14 protein-coding genes are annotated in these 13,722 nt (G+C 67.3%); 13 read left to right on the forward strand and 1 reads right to left on the reverse strand.

The genetic code is table 11. The features are described 5' to 3' along the window. Positions 1-409 precede the first annotated feature (409 nt). Positions 410-1,393: a helix-turn-helix domain-containing protein gene (locus tag ON37_RS28745; protein ID WP_157171666.1), complete on the forward strand. Its 984-nt coding sequence runs from the start codon at positions 410-412 to the stop codon at positions 1,391-1,393. A 408-nt stretch (positions 1,394-1,801) separates the two neighbouring features. Here the strand turns inward: ON37_RS28745 and ON37_RS28755 are convergent, their stop codons facing one another. Beyond that, on the reverse strand, positions 1,802-2,590 hold the full coding sequence (locus tag ON37_RS28755; protein ID WP_157171667.1) for an MmyB family transcriptional regulator: 789 nt from the start codon (positions 2,588-2,590) through the stop codon (positions 1,802-1,804). 863 nt (positions 2,591-3,453) lie between these two features. On the opposite strand from ON37_RS28755, the gene ON37_RS31345 reads away from it, so the two are divergent. From ON37_RS31345 to ON37_RS28815, 12 genes are all read left to right on the forward strand, one after another. Then, a complete protein-coding gene (locus tag ON37_RS31345) occupies positions 3,454-4,185 on the forward strand; it encodes a hypothetical protein (RefSeq protein WP_157171668.1) in 732 nt (243 codons plus the stop codon). Next, complete coding sequence (locus ON37_RS28765; protein ID WP_245553557.1) at positions 4,182-5,423, forward strand: cutinase family protein; 1,242 nt, start codon at positions 4,182-4,184, stop codon at positions 5,421-5,423. Before ON37_RS31345 ends, ON37_RS28765 begins: the two co-directional genes overlap by 4 nt. Next, positions 5,420-6,517: a lipase family protein gene (locus ON37_RS31350; RefSeq protein WP_051032250.1), complete on the forward strand. Its 1,098-nt coding sequence runs from the start codon at positions 5,420-5,422 to the stop codon at positions 6,515-6,517. The genes ON37_RS28765 and ON37_RS31350 overlap by 4 nt, the downstream gene beginning before the upstream one ends. Before the next feature lie 171 nt (positions 6,518-6,688). Then, a complete protein-coding gene (locus tag ON37_RS28775; protein WP_157171669.1) occupies positions 6,689-8,050 on the forward strand; it encodes a cutinase family protein in 1,362 nt (453 codons plus the stop codon). Between the two features lie 327 nt (positions 8,051-8,377). Next, entirely contained in the window at positions 8,378-8,863 is a 486-nt protein-coding gene (locus tag ON37_RS28780; RefSeq protein ID WP_051032252.1) for a DUF8176 domain-containing protein, read from the forward strand. Then, the gene (locus tag ON37_RS28785; RefSeq protein ID WP_051032253.1) at positions 8,860-9,507 is read left to right on the forward strand and encodes a CpaE/TadZ family protein; all 648 of its coding nucleotides are present in this window, start codon (positions 8,860-8,862) and stop codon (positions 9,505-9,507) included. The genes ON37_RS28780 and ON37_RS28785 overlap by 4 nt, the downstream gene beginning before the upstream one ends. Before the next feature lie 9 nt (positions 9,508-9,516). Then, complete coding sequence (locus ON37_RS28790) at positions 9,517-9,801, forward strand: hypothetical protein (protein WP_040723948.1); 285 nt, start codon at positions 9,517-9,519, stop codon at positions 9,799-9,801. 107 nt (positions 9,802-9,908) lie between these two features. Beyond that, entirely contained in the window at positions 9,909-10,844 is a 936-nt protein-coding gene (locus tag ON37_RS28795; RefSeq protein ID WP_157171670.1) for an alpha/beta fold hydrolase, read from the forward strand. Positions 10,845-10,855: 11 nt separating this feature from the next. Continuing rightward, the gene (locus ON37_RS28800) at positions 10,856-11,074 is read left to right on the forward strand and encodes a hypothetical protein (protein ID WP_157171671.1); all 219 of its coding nucleotides are present in this window, start codon (positions 10,856-10,858) and stop codon (positions 11,072-11,074) included. A gap of 25 nt (positions 11,075-11,099) precedes the next feature. Beyond that, the gene (locus ON37_RS28805; protein WP_051032254.1) at positions 11,100-11,726 is read left to right on the forward strand and encodes a DUF8175 domain-containg protein; all 627 of its coding nucleotides are present in this window, start codon (positions 11,100-11,102) and stop codon (positions 11,724-11,726) included. Next, positions 11,723-12,520, forward strand: a complete 798-nt coding sequence (locus ON37_RS33330) for a DUF8175 domain-containg protein (RefSeq protein WP_157171672.1) — start codon at positions 11,723-11,725, stop codon at positions 12,518-12,520. Before ON37_RS28805 ends, ON37_RS33330 begins: the two co-directional genes overlap by 4 nt. Beyond that, on the forward strand, positions 12,517-13,722 hold a 1,206-nt coding region (locus ON37_RS28815), incomplete at its 3' end, for a TrbL/VirB6 family protein (protein ID WP_157171673.1). The genes ON37_RS33330 and ON37_RS28815, both read left to right, overlap by 4 nt.

A 13,722-nucleotide genomic window follows, 5' to 3' on the forward strand; every position in this document is an offset into this window, starting at 1 on the left:
TTCCTCTGTTTCTCCCCGACATGGACACGACCGATCCGAAGTGTGAATAGTCTCAGTGCTCCCGTGCGTTGATTTGTGACCGATCACCGGCGTGTCAGCGCTTTGTGCTGATAGTGGCGCATTGGCGGGCCCTGACTTGTGCCCATGAAGTGCGGGGCTTTCTCGGCGGCCAGTAGTGGCGCCCGTTCGCGGAGGATGCATTTCGGTGTGGAGCTCGGTGGCGGATTTTGCGCGAATTCGGACGGTTCGTGGTCACCTGGTGTCGGTGTCGGTGTCGGTGTCGGTGTCGGTCTTGATGAGGTCGGCGGCATCGCGGACCTGCGTCGCGGACCGGTAACCGCGTAGAGGTCGAAGGACAACAACGCTCGGCGCTCTGGGCTCATTGTTGATTCCCTCCCGTGTCGCCCCCGTGGGCGCATTCGAACCAAACGTGCTGCGCGATGGAATATCTCGACTGGAAGTCGGTCGAAGCGCCTGTACACCTTCGTATTTCATGACCGGCATCACACTGCGTTGTGTGATTGCGGCCTGTATGCGCTTGCGATCTGGTTCTAGCATTGTGTCGACCGTGCAGGGGATCAACGGTTGCAGCGGGGACAACTTGTGCCCGGTTGCTCAGTACGATCGGTGGGGAGGGGCGACCGTTATGGTGCCGGTGAGGTTCAGCAATCTGGGTGCGTTCATTGAAAAACGCAGGAAACAACTGGGTTTGGACCGATTCGAGCTGGGTCGACAAGTCGGCTTGGCGGGGGGAACGATCAAGAAGATAGAACTCGACAAGCGGCCTCTTGTCGACGACAATCTCCGAAAAGTGCTGGCCGCACTCGAGGTTCAGGAGAACTACGTCCGCCTCCTTCTGTCTGCGGGGGAGGGGCGGCTTCGTTCCGACGACAGAGCTCCTTGTGATCTGGAGTTGCGTGCGATCGAGGCGATCAAGGCACCGGTGTTCATTCTGAACACCGTGATGGGCCGGGTCGTGGCAGCCAACAGGGCGTGTGAGTCGCTGATGCGGCTGCGCACTGGGATGAGTATCTACGAGTGGCTGGTAACCGATCCGCGGACGCGGCAGTTGCTCGGGCAGGACTGGCACGCGATTACCCACGCTCTGGTCTGGGGCGCCGCTCCGCTGATCGAGTGTGTGATGCCCGACAGTGAGCGGGAGCGGCTGCTCGACGTGTGCAGCCAAGTCCCGGAATGGGAGACGCTGTGGACCACACGCCCCGCCAACGCTGGCTTCATCTACGGTGCGCGCATGACCAACCCAGGCACCGGAGACACCCGCGACTATTCCTTCACTTCGGCCGAGCTGCGGTTCCCGCCCCGGGTCGGGTGGTGGCTGGGCCAGCTCACTCCCGTCGCTCAACAGATGGCGACGACGGGTACAGGAACGTGACCCGGGAGGGAACAGGAGGCGGATGCCTGGCGGTCTTCCCTCCGGGCCACGTCGGCCCGTGACGCGCACGTCACGGGGTACCGGGGCGGCGGCGCCGGCGACGACGGCGCCGCTGCGGCTCCGACACGGAGGACCGCTGCGGCGGCGTGGCGGCCGCCTTAGTCGCGATGCATTCGATGGCGGTGGCGATATCGGCGGCGGTGAGAAACCATGTCAGGCCAGCCCGATGCCCCGGCAGCATGCCGGCTTTCAACTGCCGCACGTACCACGCTTCGGACTTGTGCAGAGCACACGCACCGACCGAAACCGGGTACGTCGGCTCGTGCGGTGCCGCCACCGGTTCCGGGCCATCATCGGAACAGAAGTCATTGCCTGCTCATCGGTCGACACACCACTACCTCCGTCACGCTAAGAAACCGGCTGTGCCCCAGCCTCGTCCGCGCCCCGGTGCCCGGCTGGGCGCGATCGATACGCCACAAACAGCCGAACCCCAGGTTCCTCGACGAGCTCGGTGACCTGCACAGTCACCAACTCATCCCGGTCGCCCCAGCGGCGCGGGGACGGACCTACGCCGTAGGCGACCTCGACACCGCTACGCCACAGCTGCGCGAATCGGGCACTGCCGGCGAGTCGTTGAAGAAGCCGGGATCCCTCAGGCGCCTCGCGGAAGCGGCCCAACGCCGCACGCAGCGTCGCCACGAAGAATTGGGCGTCCTGCTCGCTAGGATCCTGGCGACACGACGGGCCAGCCGAGAAGAATCTCCAGATGGCGAGGTTGTTCTCGGCCTGGTCCAGGCCGGGAAACATGTTCTGGAACTGCTGATTGGCCGCCACGATGTTCCACAGGGGATCGCAGAAGCCACAGACAATTGAGCGGGCGTCCCATGCCGCCAACTCCCCCCGCCGACCAGGAACAGCTATGCGTTCACGTAGCTCGTCCAGTGGAGCCAGGACTGCTGCGGGTTCCCACAATTCGATGGTGTGGCGACGCTGTGCGGGCGAGAGTTCGTAACCGGTGATGATCTTGTCGAGTGTGTCCCGACGCGGAGTCGCAGAACCAAGCTCAACCGACTTGAGATAGGTGGCACTGACGTGTGTGTACTGGCCGGCCAGCTCGCGGGTCAGGTCGCGGTGTTCGCGCATCACCCGCAGCCAGGGCCCGAGTGCCGGAATTCTCACCGGCACATCACCAGCCAACCGGTGGACATCCGGCGGCTGTCGAGGCCCAGGTGAATCGCGTGTGGCGGAAGTCATTAAGCCCCCTCGAATGCCGACACTTTCGTGCCAGCGAATGCAGGAATTGGTGAAAAGCTCTCTCCCCCGAGCGCTTTCGTTCCTACCAGAAGCTCTCGATGACGGCAACGAATGACCAGCGGTCCCACCGGCGAACATGCCCGCTCGAGCTCGACCTCGCGGCGGTGTTCACTCCGTGGTGTCCATGACGCGGCGGCGGCCGTTAAGAATTTTCAAGGGATACTCCGAGTATCTATTCTCGTCGCTGTCGCAGGTGAACCGACCTCTTTGCGGAGATGCCGCGGGTGTATATAAAAGCCCGGTCCCTTCAAGGCCTGGTGAATCACAATTTTCCACGTTTTGATGGTAGGGCAACTGCTCCTGCTTCGAAGGGAAATTGATTGTGGATCCGATGGTCGTTCTTTCTTGGATCGATACCGGCTCTGCGGCAATCTCGAACGGACTGACGATCGCCGCCCAAGTGCTCTCGCTCGTACTGCCGTTCCTCTGAGCTGCTGAAACGGTTGATCGGCGCCTCGGTTGTCGGCGGTGACGACGCCGGGGCGCTGATTCCCCGAAACGTCACACCATTCATTCTTTTCCTCTTTCCCACCCTCCGTTCGAAGGGTTTATTCGGCATGCCGAAAACAGGATTCAGAAACGTCAAGAGAAGAACCGCGGCACCCTATAAAAGGCGGGAGCGGTCACAGGCAGGGAAGCCCCGACCCGCGTCGCTCGTGGTCGCCGGTGCCGTTCCGCTGCTGATCGCGCTGGCGTGCACCGGCCCGGCGGGCGCGTCGACGGCTTCGATCGCTGACCAGCCTGGCGTGACCAGTCCTTCACAACCCGGCACCGCGACACCGCCGCTCCCACCTGCGCCACCGCCGCCGGCGCCGGAACCCCAACCGGAACCGGCACCCGAGCCGCAGCCGGCCTACGTCGAGCAGCCACCTGAGGTTCGCAACGGGCCCACCCCGCGCCCCGAACCCGCCGACGACCCGGCGCCGCCGGTGCAGGTGCAATACCTGCATCTGCCCGAACCCGTGGCGCCGGTCGCGCCTATCCAGCCGCCGGACAACACGATTCGTATCGGTCAATGGCAGGCCCCGACGCCGGATTGGCTTCCACTCCAAGCGCGTGACTGCATCAACAACACCGCGGCCGGGGCGGAAGCACAGGTTGCCACCGCTCTGGATTCGATCGGTATCCCGGCAGGGCGCTCCGATCGAGTCAGCGGCGCAACTCTCGCCGGCGCTGGGATCGGTGGCGCGGCCGGAGCGGTCGCGACCGGCGCACCGGTAGGAGCTGTGGGCGCGGCCGTGGGCGGGCTGATCGGAGGCACGATCGGCGGAATCGCCGGTGCCGCAGTAGGAACCGTGGTGCCGGTGCCGGTGGTCGGCACCGTCACCTCCGGCGTCGCGGGAACGGCGCTCGGTGCCGCGGCCGGTGCGGCAGCGGGCGCTGCCATCGCGGGCATCCCCGCAGCGGTGGTTGGCGCGTTGGCCGGCGGAACCGTCGGTGCCGGGTTCGGCGCCGGAGTCGGGGTGGGCCAGCCGTGACCGACACGACTCTGACTGTGAAAGCGCTGACCACGATAGCGGTGAGCACGGCATGCGCCGCGATGGTGAGCGGTCTGGGTAGTACCACGGCGGGTGCTGTGCCGATCGGCCCCGGCTGCCCAGCGTTGTACATGATCGGGATCCAGGGCACCGGCCAATCGAACCCCGACCCGACCGCCGACACCGGAGTCATCGGCGCACTGCTGGCCCAAGTCCAGACTGCGGCCCCGGACCTGGTGCAGCACAGCACAATTCCTTACCCAGCCGGGTTCGGTGGGATCGTCCCCGGCGGCGGAGCGGCTCCATATGCGGAATCGGTGACCGAGGCGCTGGCCGGCCTCGATGCAGCGGCCACCGACATCACCAATGCCTGCCCCAGCACGTTGCTGGCGGGTCTGGCGTATTCGCAAGGCGCCCAAGCGATGGCGAAATTCGCCCAACAGGTCGGAGCGGGCAATGGGCCTGTTCCGCCGGACAAGATCGCCGGGATCGCGCTCTACGCCAACCCCGACCGGCTCCCGAACTCTCCGGTCATTCCCGGTCGGCCGGGACAAACCGTGCCCGACCCTGCACCGGGCACGTCGGGCGGCGCGGTCGCGACGGTGCAGCTTCTCAACCCGCCCGCGGCAGGTAGCGGTATCGCTACCGACGGTAGCGGCTTCGGGTCGTTGACCGGTCGTGTGGCTGATATTTGCACCGACGGTGACCTGGCGTGCTCGGCGCCGGACCACGCGGCCCTGCTGCGCGTCGGCGCGGAAATCGCCGCCCAAGCCGACCTGCGCGACCCGATCGCGGCCCTGACATCGATCAACGGCCTGTTCTCGACGGCAATGGGACAAGGGTGGACCACGGTGCTCGCCGAGGACTTCCACACCGACCCCGGTACCGCCGACTACCTTCCGGCAAAACCGTTGGCGCAGCGACTCATCGACGCCGCCGACCCCCGAACCCCGGCAGCGGGCCCGGATCAGGTTGAGGCGGCCGCTCAGCGATGGGATCAGATCACCGCCGCGGCGATAGCGAACCCGCTCGGCGTCGTGCCGAAGCTGGCCGGCCAGCTCGCCGCCGCCTGGGGCCAGCTGGTCGCCGACAACGCCGACTTGATCAACCCGGCGGTGTGGATGCGCTACGGCGACACCGTCGCCCGCCACAACGGCTACCTCGCCAGCGGCCAACTCGCCTCCGGCCTTGCCTGGATGACCGCACTCGCTTACGACGCCGCAGGACACCAGTCATGAATGACACCGGCACCGCCTTCTACACCCCGCCCACCCTCCACGACTCCATCGAGCCCGGTCGCATCCTGCGCATACGCCCTACCGGCACGCCCGCGTTGACCGGAGCAGGCGCCGCGTGGCAGCTGCTCTACACCTCTACCGACACCCACGGAGAACTCACCGCGGCCTCCGGATTCGTGATCGCCCCCGACACCGATCCCGAACTCGGGCCAGGCCCGATCATGGTGTACTGCCCGGCCTTCCACGGGCTGGGCGGACCCTGCGCACCGTCTCGGCTGCTCGCGATCGGTGCCGAACCCGACACCGCACCGATCATCGCGGCGCTGGCTCGCGGCTGGATCGTCGCTGTCCCAGACGGGGAAAACCTCGGCATCACAGGCCAAGGCCCGCACACCTTCCTCGCCGGCCGCGCCGCAGCACACCACACCCTCGACCTCGCCCGCGCCACCGCCTCGATCCAGCAACTGAACACACACGAAGCACCAGTGGTGGCGTGGGGGTATGCCGACGGCGCTCGCGCGGTCACGATCGCGGCGCAGCTGCACCGATCCTACGCACCGGAGGTGGACCTGCGCGGCATCGCAGCCGGCTCCACCATCACCGTTCCCGGCGCCCTGGCGTCCCTGCTGAACACTAGTCCGTTCTCCGCGCTCGTGCTGGCCGGGCTCATCGGCTTGTCGCGCGCCTATCACCATCTGCCCCTGCGGCACGTGCTTTCTGCCGACGGCCGACAGATCATCGCTGAAGCCGAAATCTGTAGTGCCCCGGTGCTGCTGGCGCAGCATCGGCGGCCGATCGAGCAGTGGTGCGACCGGGGACAGCCGTGGACCGATCCCATGTGGCATTACGTCCTGGCCCGCGAAACCATCCCGCTCGACCAGGCACCGAGCGTGCCGGTGCACCTCTATCACGGCGCTCGCGACGCGCTGGTGCCGATCGGACAGAGCACCCGCCTGCTGTCGGCCTACCGCGAGGCCGGGGTCGAGGTGAGCTGGCGCAACTACGACCGCGGGCACCTCGATACCGCCCGCGGCGCCATCACCGAAACCATCGCCCACCTGGCCGACTGCCTCGCACGATCGCGTGAGGAGTGAAAAGTGATGCGCTGCAACAGCAACTGGGATATACGCCGAACTGCTCTCGCTAACGCGCTGCGGAGGGGCACCGCTGTCGCCGTTGGAGGTCTGCTCATCGCTGGTGGCAGCGCCCAGGTCGGAACCGCTGACCCGGCGGTCCCGTTGGGGCGCCAGTGCCCGGCGTTGTTCGTGTTCGGGGTCCAGGGACCTGACGAATCCGCTCCCGACACCGCACCGACTCTGGATACCGGCGCCCTGGGCCAACTGTTCACACCCTTGGCCGCGCACGCCGGCGACCTGATCCAACGCCTCTACATCCCCTACGGACGCGACGAGACCGGCGAACCCGAGCCTTATGAGCACGCCAGCACGAGTGCCGCGCGCCGGCTCGAATCCGAGGCCAGTGAGGTCGTCCATCGTTGCCCGGCAACGAAGATCGCCGTCGCCGGCTACGGGCAGGGCGCGTCGGCGGTCACCGATTTCGCCCACCGCGTCGGCGACAACACCGCCACCGTGGAAGGCGACTCCATCGCCGGGATCGCATTGCTGGCCAACCCAGCGCGCGCGGGCAGCGACGTTCTTCCCGGCCGTCCGGGGCAGACCACCCCAACAGCGGCACCCGGCACCTCGGGAACAGCCGTCAGGTCTATCCACTTCGCCAACACATCACGCGCAGGCACCGGCATCAGTGCGAACGGCGGCGGGAACGCGGGATTCGGGGTATTGACCGGTCGAGTCGCCGACCTGTGCGCACCAGGTGACCTGGCCTGCGACGCACCCGCCGGTTCGCCCCTGACTCAAACGGTGAAAAACATTGCCGCTCAATCGAACCTCGGTGATCCGGTTGCGGCGATCTCGACCATCGCGCAAGCCTTGGCCGCCACCACCTGGAAAACCGCGATCGGCGTCGCCACCGACGACATCGCCGGCAACAGCCTGGACGAACTGAACTACCAACCAGCCAAACCCCTGGGACAACGCCTGGCGGAAGCATCGGACCCGAACACCCCCATGCCCGGCCCCGACGACGCGCTGGCCGCGTTGTTCCGGATCGGCACGATCGGGCTCAACACCGTGATGTCGGTGGCGCAAAAGGTGTTCACCCCGGCCACGATCGCCGAGCTGGCCACTGTCGGGATGGCCAACCCCGCCGCCGCGCTCGGGGTCCTCGGCACGAAACTCGCCGGCGCTGTCGCCGACCTCGTACCGCCGCACACCGCCCTGGGCTGGGTGAACCAGGCATTCGACGCCATCACCTCCACCGTCACCGACGACAACCAGCTCTACCAGCTGGCCACCTACACCCAATACAGCAACACCGCGGGCCACCACGCCGCCTACACCAGTACCCCCGCCACCCCAACCGGAACACCAGCCCTCGCCGCAGTCGCCGACTGGTTCACCGCCCTGGCCCACGACCTCGCCGCCACACACCCCACCACCGAAACACCGCTACCGACCACCACGGTGCCGGATCCGTCGAGGATGCCCGGTTCCGTCCTTGAGCGGACCGGCACGGCAACCCCTCCCCCTGCCGTGCCGAGTCCTTGAACCCCTTCGGCGGAGACGGTTTCTCTGCGCCAGAGAGATCAGTTCGTTCCTCGCGGGCCGACTCCGCCGAAGGGCCCATCATCGCCACGCCCATCCACACCGAGGAGGTGAAACACATTGCCGCACAACATATCCACAAACACCACCCCCGTCGCAGGTGACGAATGGCGTTGGCTCGAGCCCTACCTCTCGGCAGAGCGGCAGGCCGAGCCCGCACAACTGCATCCGGATGGTGACAACATCCTTCACGAACCGGAGGTGGCGGGGCAGGAGCCTCCGCGACTGGGTCTGCCGTCCGCGAGGGCATGGATAGTTGTCGGGGCGGCGGTGAGTGTGGCCGCCGTGGCCGTACTGATCGGCGCACTGACGGTCGCGAACCTCGGTAAACACACCCCGGTCCCGACACTGACCGCGGCCGCGCCGTCGAGCAACGCCGCAGTCGACGGCGGGGCGTGCACCGGACTGAGCGGCGCCACGGTCACCGATCGATACGGTGACCCAGGGACGGTCGCCGGGGTAGTGGCGTCGTTCGAACACGCCTATTACCGGCTCCGAAGCGCGGATGCGGCCTTGCGAGTCGTGGCGCCGGAGGCCGGTCTGGTTGCTGATGTGCTCGCCGCCGGGATTCGCTCGATCCCGGAGGGGAGCACCTACTGTGTGGCGATCACGCCGATCGCCGCCGGTAGCGCGAACGTGCATGTGGTCGAGCGACATCCTGACCGTAGCCGTACCGACTACCTGCAGGTGATCAATACCCGCCCCGACGGTGCCGGCCTGCTGATCACCAACATCCAGAAGCAAGCGGCCCAATGACCGCCGCCATCGCCGCACATGCCGAGGACACGCCCGCCGACGGACGTCTCGACCCGTCCACTGTCGATGGACCGGATCCGGAACATCGCGCACCGGTGAGGAATTCAGCGTTGCCGGTCACCGGACCGTACCCTCCGCTGTTCGCGGTGCTCGGCGCCCATGGCGGTGCCGGCACCTCGACACTGGCTCGCTGGTGGGCACACGCCGCCGACACCGGGCTCGCATGGCCGGCCAACACCGTGACAACCCAGCGAGTCGTGGTCGCAGCGCGCGACTGCCTACCCGGCCTGGTCGCGGCCGCGGACCGACTGCGCGAATGGCACGCCGGGCTCACGCCCCCGGCGGTCATCGTGGTCGGGCTGGTACTGGTTCCGCCGCGGCCCGGTCGCATCCCGCAGGCGGTGCGCCGCTATCGCAGCACCGTCGCAGAGCTGGTCGGGGACGCAGTATGGCCAGTCCAGTGGCACGACGAACTGCTCACCCACGAACTCGACGAGCTCGCCACCTACGCACCGAATGATCCGCCGCCGCCGCGGCGCGCCCACCTGAGTGTCGCCGTCCCCGCCGACGTCTACCGGGCCGGGGCCGCGATCACCGCCCGCATCGCCGCCACCCGACCGGTGCAACCCGATTCCACCACCTAGGAGATCGTCATGACCTCGATCGTTGTCGACGGTATCGCTGTTCTAGCACAACAGATTCCGATCACGCCGCAACCGCCCCCGGGCTCGGAGGGATTGACCAAGGTCGTGAACTGGCTCGCCTGGGCGGTCATGCTCGCCGGAATCGCCGCTCTCATCTACGCCGGCGGCAAATTCGGATGGGAACGCTGGCACGGCGGCGCGGTCGAAAGCCCCAAGATCGTGCTCGGCGCCCTCGTCGGCGGAATCATCGCCACCAGCGCCGGATCCATCATGACGCAAATCGTCGCCAAATAGCCGTAACGCCAATGCCATTCGTCCTTCCGCACCTGGATGGCACCCTGCCCGGCGGAACGGGCGGAATCAACAACGTAATGCATTCTCAGGCAAAGGAATTAGTGCGAATGCCCATCTTTGAAACCTCCCCTTTCACCGTGCCGGCCAGCGACGGGCTCGTGCTGGCCGGGGATCGCTGTGGTCCGTCGTTCGCCGCCGCGACCGTTGTCTATGTACACGGATTGCTGTGTGACGGCAGCTGGTGGCAGCCGCTGACCGAGCAGGTGCACGCTCGTCTCGACGGGCAGATCGCCCAGATCGTCTGGGACCAGCGCGGGCACGGCCGCTCCGGTCGCCCCCACCGCAGCGCCGAGACGACCCTCGAGCATCTGGCCGACGACCTCGACACGGTGCTCACCCAGGCCACCGGATCCGTTGTGCTCGTCACGCACTCGGCCGGGTCGATGATCGCTGCCGCCTACGCGCAGCGTTACCCGGCTCGCGCCGCCGCACTGGCAGGGCTGGTGCTGTTCAACCCCGCCGGCGAATTCCCAGAATTCCCCGCGCTACCGAGGCATTTCACCACCGCGGCGGAACGGATCAAATGCCTGCGCCGCGGGCGGTTCGACTACCTTGCCGCCGCGGCTGCGGCGCTGGCTGAACGACGTTTTCGCCGCACCGCGCGCCGGCTCGGCTCCAAGGCACCGCTGGCGACCGGCACCCGCCCGGGTGATCCGCGCGTGCTGACCGACCTGATGCACGCCTACCGCCACTTCTACCTCGACCCCGATATCGCCGCCACATTGCGGTCGGTGCCGTCGTTCGTGATCATCGGCGACCGCGACCGCGTAGTCCCCGCCGCCCAATCAACACGGTTCGCCGAAAAGATCTGGGCCGACCAGCAGATGGTGCCCGACGCCGGGCACTCGCTGCCGCGCACCGACCCCGACATCGCCGCCGACACCATCGTCACGGCGCTCGATGTCGCCTACCACGCCGACGTCGACCAGCTCCTGCTCGACCACGACGGCGAACTGGCCGCCGACACCGACAGCGCGTCATGACCATCACCCACATGGACCCGAAAGTCCTCGCCCCGCTGACCCAGATGCTCGCCTGGCTCGCCTGGCTCGTCCTGCTGCTCGCGATCGCCCGCACCATCTGGATCGGCTGGCAACTGGCGTGGCGACTACACCGCGACGAAGCAATCGAAGGACTCGCCGGCGCCCTGCTCGCCGCCATCCTCGTCGGCTCCGCCAGCGGCATCGCCGCAGCCCTGTTCCCCACCCACTGAACCCAGCCGATCGGGAGAGACACCAATGAACCCGGCTACCACCCACCATGCCAGCCTCACCGCGCTGATCGGACTGCTCGGCATCGCCACCCTCACCGGGTGCACTACACCCGGCAACCACACCCCCTCATCGCTGCCCGCAGACATCCACGCCGCCCCAACGAACCTGACCACCACGACCTACCAGGGCATTACGCTCCCCGTGGCCGACCAAGGACCTCACACCGTGACCGGCGCGGTCGCCACCGGGTTCGCACACTCCCCGGCCGGGGCCGCCCTGGCCGCCATCCACGCGCTCGTTCGGATCTCCGTCGCGCCCGACGATCAATGGGCCGCCGTGGGGCAACAGATGCTCGCCCCCGGGGCCGGACGCGACGACTGGGCCGTGGCACGGGCACAAATGTCGATCACCACGCCGGTCACCGGCCCGCCACCGAAGATCCTCGGCTACCGCATCACCGGCTACACCCCAGCCAGGGCCGACACCGCGATCTACACCCAGCAACCCGACACGTCCCTGACCTGCAACACCGCCACCGCCATCTGGACCGACGGCGACTGGAAACTACTGCTCCCCGACGGGAACCACCCCGCACTGGTCACCGCACTCAACGCCCTGCCCACCGACACGATCCTGCTCCCGATCCGATGAACACCACCACGACCACAATGCGGAGGCGCCACCGCTGTCTCGGCCTCGCGATAGCCCTGGCCGTCCCGCTGAGCGGATGCGGTACCGAGGCACCTCAACCTCCGTCCGCTGAAACATCCACACCGATCCCTACCGGAACCACGCGACGCTCGCTCATCGGGTCGCCGGCCCAGCCGCCGACCACAGACCTGTTCGGCAACCGGCTCGACGTCGTCGGCGACGAAGGCCGAGCCCTTCCCCAAGACCCCGCCACGCGCGCCACCCCATCGTCAAACGACTACCTCACCGCGGCCCCAACGCGAATGACGTGGCAACGCGGATGGGGCGGTGCGGCCTTACCGGCGTCCGGGAGTGACGGGCCTGCCCTCATCGACCACGGGATCGCCTCCGGATTCGCCGACACACCACAAGGCGCCGCGCTAGCCGCCTGCGACGCGCTCGCCCGCACCCTCGCAGCGCCAGAAGGTGTGTGGCAGAACGTTGTTCGTGCTCGCTTCGTCGGTGATACCGACGCGTTCATCGCCAGGGTGACGCGTAGCCGCACTCGCACAGCGGATGCTGCTCGCTATGTCACTGTCCCCGACGGCATCCGCGTCCGCGACGGCTATCGGCCGGACTTCGCCGTCATAGACATCGCCACCCGAACCGGCGTGGGATACACCTACGCGTCCTGGCCGATGGCCTACGACGGTGACTGGCGAGTGCGTCTGCCTGAGGACATCGAAACGCTCTGGCAGTCCGGTGATCCCCTCTCTTCCCTCGCCGGCTTCGGGCAATGGAGGACCACCACATGACGATATCTTCCGCTATTGGCGCACACGCTCAGTTGCCGGACATCGTGTGTGACCTGCCCACCGGGCCCGGCGCGGTGTGCGTCTTGAAACAACTCGGCGGCAAAGCCGCCAACTCAGCCGCCAACTCCGCATTCGACAGCCTTGTTGACTCTTTGGTCAACGGCATGACATCCGGAATCAGATTCGTGATGACTTGGTGGGTCAACCTGCCGTCTCCGCAGCTCGCGGCGTCTACCGGGGAGCCGGGGCCTGCGTTGGCATCGATCCGCGGATACACCAGCGGCCTGCAAGTTCTGCTGATGATCGCCGGGATTTTGTTCGCCGCCGCCCGGCTGGCGATGGCCAAACGTGGTGGTGTCGCGGGGGAGGCGCAGGAGAGCTTTCTCATGTTCGCGCGGGCGGTGTTCGCGTCGATGATGTTCTCCGCCCTTATCACTACCGGTACGAAAGCCGGTGACGCGTTCAGCAACTGGGTGATCAACGACGCCACCGGCGGCGACCTGCGCGGCGCGGTCGAGCGGCTGGTCGACAACAACCTGCGCGATCACAGCAACCTCGGCTCCGGGGTCCTGCTCGTCCTGGCCGTCCTCGGCCTGATCAGCATGCTCGTCCAGCTCGCGATGCTCGTCGTCCGCCAAGCAGTGCTGATCTTGGTCGTCGCCGCGATCCCGCTGGCCGCGGCCGCAGCCGGAACCGGACCTGGATCGCAGGCATACAAGCGGATGCTGTCGTGGTCGCTGGCTTTTGTGCTGTGGAAACCGGTCGGCGCCCTGGTCTACGCGATCGCTTTCACCGCAGCAGGCACGAAAACCACCGGACAGCAACAGGATCCGCAACTGGTGCTGCTGGGAATGATCCTGCTGCTGTCGGTGACTATCGTGCTGCCGGCCTTGATGCGGCTGGTTACTCCCGCGGTGGCGACCCTCGGAGGCGGGGGAGGAGCGGGCGCCGCCCTCGCCGGTGGCGCCCTCGGTATCGCGATGGGCTCGGCCGGCGGCGACCGGTCCGTGGCCCGCAAGATGACCGAAGGCGAAAACGCCACCAGCGGAGGCGTTGGCGGGCCCAATCCACCGCCGAGCGGACCCTCGGGTGGCCCCAGCGGGGGCCGTCCGCTCTCGGGCGGGACAGGCGGCGGTGCTTCGCCCGGCGGCGGGTCCGCGGGCGGTGGTTCCCCATCCGGTGGGGCGGCCTCGGCCGGAGCC

Source organism: Nocardia veterana NBRC 100344, assembly GCF_000308855.1.
Lineage (GTDB): Bacteria > Actinomycetota > Actinomycetes > Mycobacteriales > Mycobacteriaceae > Nocardia > Nocardia veterana.

Coding starts and splice junctions, on each gene's coding strand:
- ON37_RS28790 (WP_040723948.1), top strand. CDS start 9,517: ATGACCTCGATCGTTGTCGACGGTATCGCTGTTCTAGCACAACAGATT.
- ON37_RS28805 (WP_051032254.1), top strand. CDS start 11,100: ATGAACCCGGCTACCACCCACCATGCCAGCCTCACCGCGCTGATCGGA.
- ON37_RS28785 (WP_051032253.1), top strand. CDS start 8,860: ATGACCGCCGCCATCGCCGCACATGCCGAGGACACGCCCGCCGACGGA.
- ON37_RS31350 (WP_051032250.1), top strand. CDS start 5,420: ATGAATGACACCGGCACCGCCTTCTACACCCCGCCCACCCTCCACGAC.
- ON37_RS28795 (WP_157171670.1), top strand. CDS start 9,909: ATGCCCATCTTTGAAACCTCCCCTTTCACCGTGCCGGCCAGCGACGGG.
- ON37_RS33330 (WP_157171672.1), top strand. CDS start 11,723: ATGAACACCACCACGACCACAATGCGGAGGCGCCACCGCTGTCTCGGC.
- ON37_RS28800 (WP_157171671.1), top strand. CDS start 10,856: ATGGACCCGAAAGTCCTCGCCCCGCTGACCCAGATGCTCGCCTGGCTC.